The sequence below is a fragment of the Agromyces kandeliae genome (assembly GCF_009674665.1).
In the GTDB taxonomy this organism is placed as follows: Bacteria; Actinomycetota; Actinomycetes; order Actinomycetales; family Microbacteriaceae; genus Agromyces; species Agromyces kandeliae.
On record NZ_WKJD01000019.1, the window covers coordinates 302,419 to 317,800 of the forward strand.

16 protein-coding genes are annotated in these 15,382 nt (G+C 71.6%); 3 read left to right on the forward strand and 13 right to left on the reverse strand.

What is annotated here, in order from left to right:
- Positions 1 to 12: 12 nt before the first annotated feature.
- Together GJR97_RS15340 and GJR97_RS15345 are read right to left on the reverse strand one after the other, a co-directional pair.
- The gene (locus tag GJR97_RS15340) at positions 13 to 975 is read right to left on the reverse strand and encodes a tetratricopeptide repeat protein (protein ID WP_324613577.1); all 963 of its coding nucleotides are present in this window, start codon (positions 973 to 975) and stop codon (positions 13 to 15) included.
- A complete protein-coding gene (locus tag GJR97_RS15345; protein ID WP_154347616.1) occupies positions 972 to 2,855 on the reverse strand; it encodes a hypothetical protein in 1,884 nt (627 codons plus the stop codon). The genes GJR97_RS15340 and GJR97_RS15345 overlap by 4 nt, the downstream gene beginning before the upstream one ends.
- A 196-nt stretch (positions 2,856 to 3,051) precedes the next feature.
- On the opposite strand from GJR97_RS15345, the gene GJR97_RS15350 reads away from it, so the two are divergent.
- Together GJR97_RS15350 and GJR97_RS15355 are read left to right on the forward strand one after the other, a co-directional pair.
- Complete coding sequence (locus GJR97_RS15350; RefSeq protein WP_154347617.1) at positions 3,052 to 4,659, forward strand: DivIVA domain-containing protein; 1,608 nt, start codon at positions 3,052 to 3,054, stop codon at positions 4,657 to 4,659.
- A 23-nt stretch (positions 4,660 to 4,682) separates the two neighbouring features.
- Positions 4,683 to 5,747, forward strand: a complete 1,065-nt coding sequence (locus GJR97_RS15355) for an AI-2E family transporter (RefSeq protein ID WP_154347618.1) — start codon at positions 4,683 to 4,685, stop codon at positions 5,745 to 5,747.
- Between the two features lie 37 nt (positions 5,748 to 5,784).
- On the opposite strand, the gene GJR97_RS15360 is transcribed toward GJR97_RS15355, so the two are convergent.
- The 9 genes from GJR97_RS15360 to rpsB all read right to left on the reverse strand — a co-directional run bounded on the left by GJR97_RS15360 (position 5,785) and on the right by rpsB (position 12,565).
- Positions 5,785 to 6,522, reverse strand: a complete 738-nt coding sequence (locus GJR97_RS15360) for an alpha/beta hydrolase (protein WP_154347735.1) — start codon at positions 6,520 to 6,522, stop codon at positions 5,785 to 5,787.
- A gap of 11 nt (positions 6,523 to 6,533) precedes the next feature.
- Positions 6,534 to 6,842, reverse strand: a complete 309-nt coding sequence (locus GJR97_RS15365) for a hypothetical protein (protein ID WP_195760732.1) — start codon at positions 6,840 to 6,842, stop codon at positions 6,534 to 6,536.
- Between the two features lie 44 nt (positions 6,843 to 6,886).
- Positions 6,887 to 7,474: an aggregation-promoting factor C-terminal-like domain-containing protein gene (locus GJR97_RS18850; RefSeq protein ID WP_324613578.1), complete on the reverse strand. Its 588-nt coding sequence runs from the start codon at positions 7,472 to 7,474 to the stop codon at positions 6,887 to 6,889.
- Between the two features lie 230 nt (positions 7,475 to 7,704).
- The gene (locus GJR97_RS15375; RefSeq protein WP_324613579.1) at positions 7,705 to 8,259 is read right to left on the reverse strand and encodes a DivIVA domain-containing protein; all 555 of its coding nucleotides are present in this window, start codon (positions 8,257 to 8,259) and stop codon (positions 7,705 to 7,707) included.
- Between the two features lie 41 nt (positions 8,260 to 8,300).
- The gene (locus GJR97_RS15380; RefSeq protein ID WP_229276313.1) at positions 8,301 to 9,284 is read right to left on the reverse strand and encodes a phosphatidate cytidylyltransferase; all 984 of its coding nucleotides are present in this window, start codon (positions 9,282 to 9,284) and stop codon (positions 8,301 to 8,303) included.
- 8 nt (positions 9,285 to 9,292) lie between these two features.
- Complete coding sequence (frr, locus tag GJR97_RS15385) at positions 9,293 to 9,847, reverse strand: ribosome recycling factor (protein WP_324613580.1); 555 nt, start codon at positions 9,845 to 9,847, stop codon at positions 9,293 to 9,295.
- A gap of 30 nt (positions 9,848 to 9,877) precedes the next feature.
- On the reverse strand, positions 9,878 to 10,609 hold the full coding sequence (pyrH, locus tag GJR97_RS15390) for a UMP kinase (RefSeq protein WP_154347620.1): 732 nt from the start codon (positions 10,607 to 10,609) through the stop codon (positions 9,878 to 9,880).
- Positions 10,610 to 10,770: 161 nt separating this feature from the next.
- Positions 10,771 to 11,601: a translation elongation factor Ts gene (gene tsf, locus GJR97_RS15395; RefSeq protein WP_154347621.1), complete on the reverse strand. Its 831-nt coding sequence runs from the start codon at positions 11,599 to 11,601 to the stop codon at positions 10,771 to 10,773.
- Positions 11,602 to 11,647: 46 nt separating this feature from the next.
- Positions 11,648 to 12,565: a 30S ribosomal protein S2 gene (rpsB, locus tag GJR97_RS15400; protein ID WP_154347622.1), complete on the reverse strand. Its 918-nt coding sequence runs from the start codon at positions 12,563 to 12,565 to the stop codon at positions 11,648 to 11,650.
- Positions 12,566 to 12,845: 280 nt separating this feature from the next.
- Here rpsB and GJR97_RS15405 point away from each other — a divergent pair, with 280 nt between their 5' ends.
- Positions 12,846 to 13,418, forward strand: a complete 573-nt coding sequence (locus GJR97_RS15405) for a M23 family metallopeptidase (RefSeq protein WP_229276314.1) — start codon at positions 12,846 to 12,848, stop codon at positions 13,416 to 13,418.
- Positions 13,419 to 13,437: 19 nt separating this feature from the next.
- On the opposite strand, the gene GJR97_RS15410 is transcribed toward GJR97_RS15405, so the two are convergent.
- Positions 13,438 to 14,433: a tyrosine recombinase XerC gene (locus tag GJR97_RS15410; RefSeq protein WP_154347623.1), complete on the reverse strand. Its 996-nt coding sequence runs from the start codon at positions 14,431 to 14,433 to the stop codon at positions 13,438 to 13,440.
- Entirely contained in the window at positions 14,426 to 15,346 is a 921-nt protein-coding gene (locus GJR97_RS15415; protein WP_154347624.1) for a phosphodiesterase, read from the reverse strand. Before GJR97_RS15415 ends, GJR97_RS15410 begins: the two co-directional genes overlap by 8 nt.
- Between the last annotated feature and the right edge of the window lie 36 nt (positions 15,347 to 15,382).

Genomic DNA, 15,382 nt, shown 5'->3' on the forward strand with positions numbered 1-15,382 from the left:
GCTGCCTGCGGGCTAGTAGAGCAGCATCGCGAGACGGCGCCGCGCCGCGCCGACGCGCGGGTCCTCGACCCCGACCACCTGGAACAGCTCGAGCAGGCGCTCGCGCACCCGGTTCCTGGCGTCGGCGTCGAGCGTCGGGAACAGGCCGAGCAGCCGCGCGAACGCGTCGTCGACGTGGCCCCCGGACAGGTCGAGGTCGGCGACGTCGAGCTGGGCGTCGAGGTCGTCCGGGGTGGTCGCCGCGCGGTTCCGGATCTCGTCGAGCGTCTTGCCCTGGAGGCGCCCGAGCAGGTTCGCCTGTGCGAGGCCGGCCACCGCGAGGTCGTCGCGGGGGTCCTGTGCGATCGCCGTGCGGTAGGCGGATGCCGCGGCCGTGTAGTCTCCACGGCTGATCGCGTCGAACGCCTCCTGGTGCAGCGGCGGCAGCGGTTCCTCGACGGGCTCCTCGGCTTCGGCCTCGCCCTCGCCGTCGCCATCGGCACCCGGGACCCGACCGGTCACGCCGTTGCGCTCGGCGACCTCGAGGAGCTGGTCGAACACCTGGTCGATGACCTCGTCGGGCTGCACGCCCTGGAACAGCGGCACCGGCTGCCCGGCGACGAGCGCGACGACCGTGGGGATCGCCTGCGCCTGCAGCGCCTGGACGAGCTGGGGGCTCCGGTCCGCGTCTGCGGGCGCGAGCACGAGACGGCCCTCGCGGGCGTTCACGAGCCGCTCGAGGGCGGCGACGAGCTGGGTGGACTGCTCGCTCCATGACGCCCACAGCGCCAGGACGACCGGGACCGTGCGCGAGAGCTCGAGCACCTGGCCGAAGCTCTGGTCGTCGACGGCCGCGACGTAGCCGCCGGCGCCTCCCGCGGCGGGCGTCGCGCCCGGGGCATCCGTCGCCGGTCGCTCGTCGCGGTGGACGAGCGAGGACAGGTCGACCGCGCCGCGCAGGCTCGCGGGCTCGTTGGGTGGGAACGCGTTCGTCACTTGACCTCCGATGCGCCGATCAGGGATTCGGACCAGCCCAGCAGGCGGATCTGCTCGTCGGATCCGACTGCGGGCACGTAGAACATGAGTTGGATGCCGATCTCGCGCTCGACGCCCTTGGCGCTCTTCTCGTCGAAGCCGGAGAGCGCTGCGCCGGGCTGGCCCTCCTTGAAGCCGATCGTCCCGCCGTCGTTCGGCGTGACCTTCTCGGTCTGCGTGATCGAGACGGTCACCAGGGCACCGGAGTCGTTCGTGGCCAGCGCGACCGTCGGGCTGTCGCCGGGCGCGTTCGAGAACGCCACGTCGGCCGTGTCGGGGAGGTCGTCGGCGATGGCCTTCTGGCCCTCGACGCCGAGCTGCTGCCGGATCACGTCGCCCTCCGGGTCGAAGAACTGCGCGAACTCCGACTCGTCTCCCTTGAGCAGGACGTCGGCGTAGGCCGGGGCGACCTGTCCCGTCGGCATGATGAGGCCCTTGAACTCGGGGTTGATCGGCGGGGCGCCGATGGATGCCGGCGCGACCTCGGGCACGTCGGCGTCGGGCACGAGCGCCGTCGCGTAGAGCACCTTGTAGTTCTCCCGCGGCGACTCCTGCCGGAGGACGAGGGCCGTCGGCGCGATCGTCTCGTCGTCGTTGTTCTTCGCGATGGTGAGCACGGTCCTCGGCCAGCCCGTCACCTGCTGCGGCAGCGTGAGCGTCAGCGGCGAGGCGGGGATCGCGGGCAGCGATGCCTGGTCTGGCAGCGACTTGCGGATCGCGTAGTTCGCCTTCCTCGCCTCGAGGGCGGGGCCGGTGAATCGCTCTGCGAGGCGCTGCGAATCGGCGTCGGCGTCGACCTCGGTGGTGAAGACCGCGATGCGACGCATGATGCGCTCCATCTGGGGCACCGTCACCGCCGGAACCACTGCGGGAGCCGCGGGCTCGGCCGGCTCGCCCTCCTCGCCCTCGGCCGCCGTCTCGACCGGGGTGGCCGGGGCCGTCGTCTCGGGTGCGGACGTCAGGTCGGGCCAGTAGTCCGCCGAGCACGCGGACAGCGCGATGGCCGGAACGAGGAGCACCGGCAGGAGCGCGATGCGCCTCGCGCGGCCGGTCGACCGACCGGAGCCGCCGGATCCCAGCGAGGCACGCTGCGAGCGCGGCGGTCGGGGTGCTCGCATCAGCTTCCCCTTCGGGCCCTTGGGGAGGTTGCGGCGCGGCCCGCGGGAGCGGCGGTGCGCGAAGACGCCGGAGATGACGAGGACGATGCCGACGAGGAACAGGAGGGCGCCGCCGGCGATGAGCGGCCCTGCCCACGGGGTGGCGTTGTCGAGGGGCCACGCCACGACGATCCGGCCCGGCGCCGGCGCCGTCCCGTCGGACGAGATCAGGACCGTGATCCCCTCGGGCACGTCGACCGTCGTGGTCAGCGTGCGGTCGCCGGTGAACTCGTCGAGCCACAGGTCGCTGCCGGCCGGCGACGCCGCCGGATCGGGCTCCGCCTCGGCGTCCTCGGACTCCTCGGCGACCTCGGGCTCCTCGGTCGCAGGCGACGTGGGCGTGGAGTCGTCGACGGGCTGCGCGACGATCACCTCGCTCGTGAACTCGCCGACCTCGCCGTCGTACCCGACCGACACGTACGGGTCGTCGCCGATCCAGCTGAGGACGTCGTCGGTGCGCCCGTAGGAGATGTACACGGGTCCGCCGCCCGAGACGGTGATGGTCTGCTTCCCCGGGTTGGCGGCGAGTGCCTCGGGCGTGAGGACCGTGTAGCTGGCCTGGTTCTCGACCACCGTCCCGAGCGAGACCTTGTCCGGCTCGAGGAAGACGGTCCGTTGGGCGATGCCGAAGCCGACCAGCACGGCGGCAGCAGCGAACGCCAGAATGGCGAGGACGAAGCGCACTCGGTTAACCTCCAGGCCGCGGGGGCGCGGCATCCGACAAAGACACCCCACACTACCGACGGTGTCTGGGAGTCTCCTAACCGATGTCTGGATGACATCGACCCCCTGCCGTCGCCCTCCGGGCCGTATGATCGGATGCGACCCGCGCGCCCCCCACAACCCCCCACAACGCGGGACACGGACCCCGGAGGAAGAATTGGCCGTCGAAGAGACCGAGTTCACGCAGGTGTTCCGCGGATACGACAAGGACGAGGTCGACCGCAGCATCAACCAGCTCCGCCGCGAGATCATCTCGGCGAACAACGCGTCCGGTGACGCGCAGAAGGAGAACAAGCGACTCCTCGCGCGCATCGAGGAACTGACCGCTGAGCTCGAGGAGGTCGGCAGCCCGACCTTCTCCGGCCTCGGCACGAAGCTCGAGAACACGCTCCGCGTCGCCGAGGAGCAGTCGACCCGCCTCATCGCCCAGGCCGACATCGACGCCGAGAAGCTTCGCCGCGCTGCGGAGGACGAGTCGCACCTCATGCGCTCCGACGCGCACGAGCTCGCCGAGCGCACGCTGAGCGAGGCGCGCGCGCAGGCCAACCGCCTGCTCGAGAACGCCCGCGCCGAGGCCGACGACATGGTCGCCCGCGCACACGAGTCGAGCGAGCAGGTGCGCGACGACGCCAACCGCGACGCCGCGTCGATCCGGGGCACCGCGTCGACCGAGGCCGCCGAGGTCCGCGCGACCGCGAAGCGCGAGTCCGCGGCCGTCGTCGCCGAGGCCGAGCGCAAGGCCGCCGAGATGCTCGTCGCCGCCAACACCGAGGCGAACGAGGCGCGCGCCGCCGCGGCCGGCCTCCAGGAGGAGACGGAGCAGACGCGCGCCGAGGTCGCGGTCGAGCTCGACCAGAAGCGTGCGGAGCTCGCCAAGGAGACCGAGCAGGCCCGCATCGACCTCGCCAAGGAGACCGAGCAGGCCCGACTCGACCTCGAGCGCGAGTCCACCGAAGCCCGCGCCGCGCTCGACGCGGAGATCGAGGAGCGTCGCGCCGTGCTCGAGCACGAGCTCGAGCAGGCGCGGACCGACCTCGACCGCGAACTCGAGGCGGAGCGGGTCAAGCTCGCGCAGGAGCGCGAGCAGGTCGGCGTCGACCTCGAGCGTGAGACCGAGACCGCGCGCCTCAAGCTGCAGCACGAACTCGATCGCATTCGCGCGAAGCACGCGGCGGAGCTCGAGCAGATGCGCGCCGACCTCGCGCTCGAGCAGGAGCAGGCCCGCGCCGACTTCGAGGCCGAGGCCGAGCAGGCCAGGATCGACCTCGACAACCAGCTGACCTCGATGAAGAAGAAGACCACGCACGAGGTCGACCGGATGCGTCGCGAGATCGAGCGCGCCCGCATGGACCTCGAGGCCGAGCTCGCCACCAAGCGCGACGAGGCCGAGCAGGAACTGCTCGCGGCGCAGCAGGAGGCCGCCGAGCAGACGAAGAAGTTCCTCGAGGACTCCAACGCCGAGCTCGCCGAGGCGGTCGCCCGCACCGCCGAGGCGCGCGCCGAGGCCGAGCGGCTCGAGACCGAGGCGCGGACCGACATCGCGAACGCTCGCGACAAGGCCGACGAGGAGGCGCGCGAGCGCGTCGCGGCGGCGCACTCGCAGGCCCGCAAGCTCATCGCCGACGCCGAGGAGCGCACGCGCGCCCTCGTGGCGGACGCCGAGGACCGCCTCGCCCAGATTAGGATCGAGCGAGACGCCGTCGCCGGCTACTTCGAGAGCCTCCGCGGCGTGCTGACCCAGGCGGAGCAGGTGGCGAACAAGTAACTCGAGTCGAGGGAGCGCGGGGATTGAAGATCCAGAACGCGTTCCGCATCGCGCTCGTCGGCACGCTCGGCGTCGGCACGGGACTCGTCATCCTGTCCGCCGTGTCGAGCCTGTCCACGATCCTCACCTACATCGGAGCAGCACTGTTCCTGGCCCTCGGCCTCGAGCCCGCCGTGAGCGGGCTCGAGCGCCGAGGGCTTCCGCGTTGGGCCGCCATCCTGCTCGTCATCGCGGGCGTCGCGGCGGTCGTCGCCGCGCTGCTCATCGCGGTGATCCCGATCATCGTCGACCAGGTGGCCGAGCTGGTCGCCCAGATCCCGGGCATCATCTCGCAGATCAACCGCGTCGACTGGATCGCCTGGCTGCAGGAGCAGTTCCCGCTGCTGCTGATCGAGGAGATCAGCGAGCAGGCGGGAGCGGCGCTCACCGACTTCTTCACGAACCCGAACCGCCTGAGCGAGCTGCTCGGCGGCGTGTGGGCGGTCGCGATCGCGATCGGGGGCGGGGTGTTCGCCGTCATCGTGGTCGCCGTCCTCACGATCTACTTCACCGCGTCGCTCGACGCGATGAAGCGGGCGACCTACCAGCTCATCCCCGCGTCGCGGCGCGCACGGTTCGCCGACCTGACCGAGCAGATCACCCAGTCGGTCGGGCGCTACGTGATCGGGCAGGTCTCGCTCGCGGCCGTCAACGGGTTCCTGAGCTTCACGTTCCTGTCGATCATCCGCGCGCCCTTCCCCGCGGTGCTCGCCTTCATCGCGTTCCTGTTCTCGCTGGTCCCGCTCGTCGGCACGCTCACGGGATCGGTGATCATCGTGCTGCTCTGCCTGATCCCCGGCCTCGGGTCGCCGCTCACGGCGCTCGTCGCCGCCATCTACTACCTGATCTACATGCAGGTCGAGGCGTACGTGCTCTCTCCGCGCATCATGAGCCGCGCCGTGAAGGTGCCGGGGGCGCTGGTGGTGGTCGCCGCGCTGGCGGGCGGCGCGCTGCTCGGCATCCTGGGGGCGCTCGTGGCGATCCCGATCGCCGCCGCGATCCTGCTCATCATCAAGCAGGTCGTGATCCCGCGCCAGAACGAGCGCTGAGGCGGCTCAGGCCGCCCGGGGCGTCGATGCTCACGCGTCACGCATCGGGGGTCGACACGGATGCCGCGGGCCACTGCGTCGGCAACGGGGACGCCGCGGGGTTCACGGCACGCACGATCTCGTCCAGCACGCGCCGCGTCTGGGACTCCCCCACCCACAGGTGCTTGCCGCCCTCCACATCGATGCGCGTCAGGTTCGGCAGGCCGGAGAACCGCTCTGCCGCCTCGGCCGGCTTGAGGAAGTCGTCGTGCTCGGGGATCAGCGCGACCACGGGGACCGGTGCGGACCGCCAGCGCGCGAGCTCCTCGTCGCTCGTGCGATGCAACGGCGGCGAGAGGAGGATCGCGCCGGCGATGCCGTGCTCGAGGCCGTACTTCAGCGCGAGCTCGGTCCCGAACGACCACCCGACGAGCCACGGATTCGGCAGTCCGCGCTCGGCGACGAAGCGCATCGCGGCCGCGACATCCGCCCGCTCGCTGACGCCGTGGCCGAACTCGCCCTCGCTCGTCCCGCGGACCGAGCTCGTGCCTCGCGTGTTGAAGCGGAGCACCGCGAGGTCGGCGAGGGCGGGCAGTCGCGCCGCGGCCTTGCGCAGGATGTGCGAGTCCATGAAGCCGCCGGCGGTAGGCAGCGGGTGCAGCGTCACGAGGGTCGCCACGGGCGCCCGGTCGAGCGGTGTCGCGAGCTCCCCGACGAGGCGGAGCCCGTCGTCGGTGCGCAGTTCGATCTCCTCGCGGTGCGCCGGCAGCACGGCTCCGGCGCGGATCTCGGTCATGGTCTCGTCGGTCACGTGGGTCCGATCCTCCAGCAGTGGGTGTGCCAGTGCCGGCGCGAGGCGAGGTCCGCCGCGTCGCCCAGCACGCCATCGGCGCGCCAGGCGACGAGGTGCGCGACACCGGGGTCGATCTCGAGCCCGCAACCCGGGCACAGGTAGGCCTTGACCGCCTGCGCCTCGGAGACGGGCTGCACGTTCCATTCGCGCCCGGCGCGCACCTCGGTGCGGCGCCAGCCGGCCGTCATCCGCGCGACATCGAGCTCCGGGTGCGGCTCACGCGCCTTCGCGGCGCGACCACGGGAGCGGTGCGAGCGGGCCATCGGTCCAGTCTACGGTCGGGGGCGGATTCCGGCGGCGGAGCGGGTCAGTACCACCCGACGCTCTGCGAGTGCGCCCACGCGCCGCAGGGGGTGCCGTAGCGGGCCTGGATGTACCCGAGGCCCCATTCGATCTGCGTGGCCGGATTCGTCTCCCAGTCGGCGCCGGCGGTCGCCATCTTCGACCCCGGAAGGGCCTGGGGGATGCCGTACGCCCCGCTCGACGCGTTGTAGGCGTTCACGCGCCATCCGGACTCCTTGTTCCACAGCACGACGAGGCAGTCGAACTCGGTCGTCGGCCAGCCGCGCGCGGCGACCGCCTGCGCACCGTAGGCCTGCGCGCTGCCCGGATCGGGCACCACTGCGGGCGGCGCCCAGCCTGCGGAGGCCGCCGGCGGCTCGGGCTCGTCGGGCTTCGCCTCGACGACGTACCCCTCGGATGCCACCGCGAGCGACGAGTACCCGTCGGCGAGTTCGACCTCCTGCGTGGCCTCGCCGCCGAAGCGGTCGACCGGGACGTAGGTCGAGGTCGCCGTCGCGCCCGAGTAGGGGTCGACGACGTTGACGAGCAGGAAGCAGACGGATGCCGCGAACGCGAACACCACGGTCGCCGCCTGCTTGACGGGGCCCGTCACGCTCCCGCGCTGCGCCGGTCGGGTCGGCGCGGGCGTCTCGACCCGCGGGGCGGGCCGGACGCTGCGCCCCGCCTCGTGCGGCCGACGGGATCGCACTCCGGCCGCGGCGTCGTCACGCGCCCATCGCTCGCGGACGGCATCCATCGGCATGTCGTCGTACTCATCCGTATGCCTGCCCACGATTGGATGAGTGTAACGGAGGGAGTCCCCCCGGTCGAACCCCGAGCCGCTCACCGGACCGCGAGCATCACGTCGACGACGGCGTCCAGGACGAGGTCGACCTGCGCCTCGCGGTATCCGCCGCGCTGGGCGGAGAACACGACGGCGCGCACGTCGTCGATCGCCACCGGCCACCCGTCTCGGAAGTACCGGGTGAGTCGATCGGCGAACGCGTCGACCTCGTGCACGTCGTAGCCGACGGCGAGCCAGCTGACGCGGTCGAAGCGGGCCCCCTCCGGGCGGGCGAGTCGGTTCGCCACCACCTGCGCCGTCGTCCGCGCCTCGGCGAGCCATGCCTCGTCGCCGTGCAGCCGTGAGGCGATCTGCCGCTCGCGGAACGCGAACGCGTCCTCCAGTCGTTCCATGGCCGCGTCGACGTGGGAGGTCGAGTAGCCGCCCTTCTGCATCGAGAACGCGGTCAGGCGGATGCGCTCGGCATCCAGCCCCTGATCCTCGGCCTCGGGGCGGCCGTCGTATGCGCGGCGGGCGCGTTGGAGGAAGTCCTCGACCTCGGTGGTCTTGTAGCCCAGCTGATTCCTGCGGGCCCGGGGGAACGTGGCATCCACCGCACCAGTATCGCGCACGAGCACCCGTTCCTCGCGCACGGTCAGGCGAAGATCTGGAATGCGACGAACGCGACCGCCGCGGACGGCAGGATCGAGTCGAGTCGATCGAGGAACCCGCCGTGCCCGGGCAGCCACGAGCTCATGTCCTTGATGCCGAGGTCGCGCTTGATGAGCGACTCGGCCAGGTCGCCGAGGGTCGCCGTCAGGAAGATCGCCGCGCCGAAGGCCAGGCCGAACCACCAGGGCTGCCCGAGCATGAAGAGCGCGAGCAGGACGCCGGCGACCAGGCTCGCGAGCGCGCCCCCGGCGAAGCCCTCCCACGTCTTCTTCGGACTGATGACGGGAGCCATCGGATGCCGGCCGAAGGCGAGGCCGGAGGCGTACGCGCCGGTGTCGGCGGCGACCGCGGTGATGATGAAGGCCAACGTCCACCACTGTCCGCCGTCGGCGGCGGTGAGCACGACCGCGAACGTGGCGAGGAAGGTGACGTACCCCTGCACGAAGATCCCCGCGCCGAGGTCGCGCGCGAGTCCCGACGTCTCGGCACGGACGCTCGCCGAGGCCTGCTGCGCGAGTCGCCACAGCACGACGAGCGTCATCCCGATGAGGACCGCTGCGAGCTGCCCCGCCGGCCCGCCGTAGTACGCCACGGGCACGGCCACGACCGCCGCCGCGACGGTCGGGATGCGCGGCACCCGGTACCCGCCGTGCTTCAACGCGGCCGCGAGCTCGGAGCTGGAGAACCCGGCCAGGACGACCGCGAACACCATGAACAGCTCCTTGAACACGAGGAGGCTGAGCAGCAGCGTGCCGCCGAACGCGAGTCCGATCAGGATGGCGAGCAGCAGGTTCCGACCGGTCCGGGCGTTGATGCGCTCCTGGGCCTCGTCGAACTGCGCCCGCGACGCCTCGAACTGGCGCTCGAGATCGACCCGCCGCGCATGCATCTGAGCGCGGAGGTCGTCGCGCGTCGAATGCCGCTGGTCGTCGGCGTCCGACCGTTCCCCATCAGGGACGCCCGTCATGGTGTGCCTCAGACCTCGAGGAGTTCGGCTTCCTTGCGCTTCAGCGCCTCGTCGATCTGGTCGACGTGGGACTTGGTCACGTGCTCGAGCTCCTTCTCGCCGCGTGCCACCTCGTCGTCGCCGACCTCGCCCTTGAGCGACTCGAGGTCGTCCTTCGCCTTGCGACGGATGTTGCGGACGGACACCCGGGCGTCCTCCGCCTTCGAGCGCACGATCTTGACGAACTCCTTGCGGCGCTCCTCGGTCAGCTCGGGGAGGGTGACGCGGATGATGTTGCCGTCGTTCGACGGGTTCGCACCGAGGTTGGGCGTGTCGCGGATGGCCTGCTCGATGTCCTTCATCGCGGACTTGTCGTAGGGCGTCACGACGAGCGTGCGGGCCTCGGGGTTCGCGAGCGAGGCGAGCTGGGCGAGCGGCGTCGGCGTGCCGTAGTAGCTCACCATGATCTTCTGGAAGAGCTGCGGGTTGGCGCGGCCGGTGCGGACGGAGGCGAAGTCATCCTTGGCGACCTCCACGGCCTTCTGCATGCGTGCACTTGCTTCGGACAGTACATCCGCGATCACGGGGACTCCTTCTCTCGGGCTCGGGACAGTCTATCGATCGGCGGCCGGCTCGCCGTTGCTCACGATGGTGCCGAGGTCGGCGCCCAGGATCGCCTTCGTCACGTTGCCCGCGGGCTCCATGCCGAAGACCTGCATCGGCATGCCGTTGTCCATGCAGAGGCTGAACGCGGTCGAGTCGACGACCTTGAGGCCCCGCTGCAGCGCCTCCTGGTAGCTGATCCGGTCGATCTTGTGGGCGTCGGGATTCGTGCGGGGGTCGTCGGAGTAGACCCCGTCGACGCCGTTCTTCGCGACGAGCACGACCTCCGCGCCGATCTCCAGTGCGCGCTGCGCCGCGACCGTGTCGGTGGAGAAGTACGGCAGCCCGGCACCGGCGCCGAAGATGACCACCCGGCCCTTCTCGAGGTGCCGCTCGGCTCGGCGCGGGATGTAGGGCTCGGCGACCTGCGTCATCGAGATCGCGGACTGGACCCGGGTCTCGGCACCCGCCTGCTCGAGGAAGTCCTGGAGGGCGAGCGAGTTCATCACGGTGCCGAGCATGCCCATGTAGTCGGCGCGTCCGCGATCCATCCCGCGCTGGCTCAGCTCGGCGCCGCGGAAGAAGTTGCCGCCGCCGACGACGATCGCGACCTCGACCGTGCGCGCGGCATCGGCGATCTCGCGCGCCAGCGAACTGACGACGTCGGGGTTGACTCCCAGTGCGCCGCCGCCGAACGCCTCGCCCGACAGCTTGAGCAGCACCCTGCGCGTGTGTTCCGTCATCCCCGACCGATCCTTCCCCTCTGGGAGTCAAAACTAGTGGTTCCGGGCCCGCGCCGCAGTGCAGGCGGGACCGCGCCGCGGCCGATGCGCGTCGCCGCGGCCTCCGGACACGGCAAAGGAGCCCGGACCGCGCGATGCGGTCCGGACTCCCCTGTCACGTGTTACGCGCCGACCTTGAAGCGCGCGAAGTCGCTCACGGTCAGACCGGCGTCCTGCACGACCTTGCCGACGGACAGCTTGTTGTCCTTGGCGTAGTCCTGCTCGAGCAGCGCGACCTGCTTGAAGAACGCGCCGAGGCGACCCTCGACGATCTTCGGGAGGGCGGCCTCGGGCTTGCCCTCTTCGCGGGTGATCTGCTCGACGAGCGCACGCTCCTTCTCGACCGCCTCGGCCGGCACGTCCTCACGGGTGAGGTACTCCGGTGCGGCGAACGAGATGTGCTGCGCGATCGAGCGCGCGGTCTCCGCGTCGTCGCCCGCGTAGCCGAGGACCACGCCGACCTGCGGGGGCAGGTCCTTCGAGGTCTTGTGGAGGTAGATCGAGAAGTGCTCGCCCTTGACGAGGCGGACGCGACGGAGCTCGACCTTCTCGCCGAGGATCGCGGCCTCGCCGTCGATGAGCTCGCCGACGGTGCCGGCCTCGGCCGGCGCGGCCAGGGCGGCCTCGACGGTCTCGGCCCGGCCCGCGGCGACGGCCGCGAGCACGCGGTCGGCGAGGCCGACGAACTTGTCGCCCTTGGCGACGAAGTCGGTCTCGCACGCGAGCTCGATGAGGGTGGCGGTGCCGTCGCCGTTCTCGACGGCGGCGACGAGGCCCTCCGAGGTCGAGCGGTCGGCACGCTTGGCGTTGCCCTTGGCGCCCTTCAGGCGAAGGATCTCGGTCGCCTTCTCGATGTCGCCGTCTGCCTCGACGAGCGCGTTCTTGGTGTCGCTCATGCCGGTCCCGAGCTGCTCGCGGAGCGCCTTGATGTCGGCGATGCTGACGTTGGCCATGTGGAATGGACTCCCTGTCGTTTCGGAGTGGGTGGGGGTGCCGCGTCTACTCGGCGGCAGCAGCGGCCGTGGCGTCGGCCTCGGACTCGGTCGCGGCGACCTCGGTCGCCGCCTCGTCGACGACCTCAGCGGCCTCGGCCTTCGCCTCGGACTCCGACTCCGCGACCTTCTCGGTCTCGGCGGAGGCCTGCTCCGGGGTGGTCTCCGAGCCGGCCTTGAGGAGCTCCTGCTCCCACTCGGCGAGCGGCTCGGCCTCTTCGCCCTCCTCGGGCTTCTGGTGACGCTGGATGAGGCCCTCGGCGGCCGCGTCGGCGATGATGCGCGTGAGCAGGCTCACCGAGCGGATCGCGTCGTCGTTGCCCGGGATCGGGTACTGGACCTCGTCGGGGTCGCAGTTCGTGTCGAGGATGCCGATGACGGGGATGCCGAGCTTCTTGGCCTCGTCGATCGCGAGGTGCTCCTTCTTGGTGTCCACGACCCAGAGCGCCGACGGCGTCTTCGAGAGGTTGCGGATGCCGCCGAGCGACTTGTGCAGCTTGTCGAGCTCGCGCTTCTTGAGGAGGAGCTCCTTCTTGGTGAAGCCCGAGGTCGTGCCCTCGAAGTCCAGCTCCTCGAGCTCCTTCATGCGCGCGAGGCGCTTGGAGACCGTGGCGAAGTTGGTGAGGAGGCCGCCGAGCCAACGCTGGTTGACGTACGGCTGGCCGACGCGCGTGGCCTGCTCGGCGATCGACTCCTGCGCCTGCTTCTTCGTGCCGACGAAGAGGATGGTGCCGCCGTGGGCGACCGTCTCCTTGACGAAGTCGTACGCCTTGTCGATGTAGGCGAGCGACTGCTGGAGGTCGATGATGTAGATGCCGGAACGCTCGGTGAAGATGAAGCGCTTCATCTTCGGGTTCCAACGGCGGGTCTGGTGCCCGAAGTGCACGCCGCTGTCGAGCAGCTGGCGAATGGTGACGACGGCCATGGCCGTACTCCTTCTGTTCTCAGTTGATGCTCCGACCGGCGGTCGGAAGCCCTGGTGCCCGGCACGGCTCCGCCGGCTCGTGCTTCGAGGCAGCGAGCGGGACTGAGTGGAGTCGGTGGCCGAATGGGCACGCGTAGTCGCCCCGACAGGCGGGGCGCTCCGGTCATGCTATCACGGCGCTGCTTGGCGACCCCTCCTCACCACCGGTGCTCCGACGGCCGTCACGCCCCACCGCGGGCGCGCGGCCGACGAGCGCCTGCGGCTGCGCCACGCTCGACGCATGCGCCTCTCCCCCGTTCCCGGCCCCGCCGTCGCGGCGGGCGTCGCAGGCCTGCTCGCCGCCCTCGTCGTCGTCCTGGCCGCGCCCGGTTCCGCGTCGGCATCGACGAGCGCATCGCCGGTCCCGACCGAGCGCGCCGCAGCATCCGTCGTCGGGCCGGCCGACCGCTGGGACTGGCCAGTCGGACCGCCGGTCGTCGTCGTCGGGCCGTTCCGAGCCCCGCCGACGCCCTACTCGGCCGGACACCGCGGGATCGATCTCGCCGCCCTGCCGGGGAGGACGGTCGTGGCGCCGGCGACCGGCGTCGTGTCGTTCGCGGGCCCCGTCGCCGGCCGCGGGGTGCTCTCGATCGATCACGGCGGCGGTGTCGTCAGCTCGATCGAGCCGGTCGCGGCCGGCGTGGCGACCGGTGCCGCGGTGCGGGCCGGCGATCCGGTTGCGGTCGTGACGACGGGCGGTCACTGCGACGACCGATGCGTCCACCTCGGCGTGCGGGTGCACGGCGAGTACGTCTCGCCGCTGCTGTGGTTCGGCGGAGTGCCCCGCGCGGTGCTCCTCCCCATGGCGGGATGACGCGGGGCGTCGAGCGCGTTCAGGCGCGCGGGTGCGCCGTGCGATAGGTCTGCTTGAGCCGTTCGGCCGAGACGTGGGTGTAGATCTGCGTCGTTCCGAGGCTCGCATGCCCGAGGAACTCCTGGACGGCGCGGAGGTCGGCACCGCCGTCGAGCAGGTGCGTGGCGGCGCTGTGCCGGAAGGCGTGGGGTCCGGCGGGACCGGAGCCCGGCAGCTCCTCGAGGAGGCCGGCGACGAGGCGATGCACGCTCCGGACGCCGAGGCGGCCGCCGCGGACGCCGACGAACACGGCCCGCCCCGCGTGGCCGCTCGCTGCGCCCTCGGATGAGGAGGAGGCGGCGAGCAGTGCAGGTCGACCCGAGGCGAGGTAGCGGTCCAGCGCCGCGGCGGCGGGTGCACCGTACGGGACGACGCGTTCCTTCGACCCCTTGCCCGTGACGCGCACCGTGCGGTTCCCGCGATCGATGTCGTCGATGTCGAGTCCGACCAACTCGGAGACGCGGAGCCCGCACGCGTAGAGCATCTCGATCACCGCGAGGTCGCGGACGGGCACCGGCTCGCCCCCGGCGGCGCGCGCCTGGAGGCCGTCGAGCAGTGCCGAGACCGCGGGAGCCGCGACGACGCGGGGCAGGCTGCGCCTGGCGCGAGGGGCGCGCAGTCGTGCGGCCGGATCGGTCGGCAGCGCTCCGGTGCGTTCGAGCCAGGCGCAGAGCCCTCGGGCGGATGCCGCGCGGCGGCTCACGGTGGCCCGGGCGAGTCCGCGCTCGGTGGCCTCCCACAGCCAGTCGCGCAGCAGGTCGAGGTCGACGCCGTCGACGGTGGTCACGGCACGCGCCTCCGCGAACCGCGTCAGGTCGGCGAGATCGGATGCGTAGGCGGCCACCGTGTGCTCCGAATAGCCGCGCTCCAGGCGGACATGCCCGAGGTACGCGTCGACGGCGTCGTCGATGCCGGTCGGGCGGACATCGGTGCGCGTCCGGTTCCGCGGCGGGTCGTCCTCCGCCGGATCAGCCATCCGTCACCCATTCGCGCTTCCGCGAGAAGCGGTCGAGCCGGCCTTCCTCGTCGAGTGCTTCGACCTCGGCCAGGAACTGCTCGCCGAAGCTGGTGATCTCGCCGAACGTCCCGACGGGCACCACCGAGGTGACGACGGCGTCGTCGAAGCAGTGCACGAGCGAGAAGGACCTGCCGCCGTCGATGCCGACGAGGTGCCGCGCGGGCGCGGAGAGGTCCATCGTGTAGGCGAGCGAACCGGCCACGGAGACGGGGATCCCGGCGAAGGTGCCCTGCGTCGGATAGTGGAGGTGCCCGCCGAGGATCGCGCGGACGTCGCGGTCCCGGAGGACCTCGGCGAACTCGTCCTGACGTCGGAGCTCGAGGACGTCCATCAGCGCCAGGGGGGTCGCGATGGGGGCGTGGTGCAGCGCGACGATCGTCCCGTTCGGTGCGGGCGCCGCGAGCACGGCGTCGAGCCAGTCCAGCGTCTCGGCTTCGAGGATGCCGTGGTGGTAGCCAGGCACGCTCGAATCGACGGTGACGATGCGCAGGCCGTCGAGGTCGATCACCTGGTTCACCGGGCTCTCGTCCCCGCTGTCGTCGTCGAGCAGCACCCGTCGGAAGGGAGCGCGTTCGTCGTGGTTGCCCATCACCCAGATCAGGCGGGCGCCGGTCGCCGCGGCGACTGGGTCGAGCGCGGCACGGACGCGACGATAGGCGTCGTCCTCGCCGAGGTCGGCGATGTCCCCGCTGACGAGGATCGCGTCGATGCCGCCCGCCATGCGCGCGATCTGCTCCGACGCGCGTTCGAGCTGGGTGACGGTGTCGGCGCGCCCGCCGAGTCGCGCACCGCCCTCGAGGAGGTGCGTGTCGCTGAGGTGCGCGATCACGTGTCGTGCCGCGGGGTACCTGCCGAGCCGAGGATGATCCATGTCTGCCTCCGCGGCCAGCCTAGAACCACCGTCCGC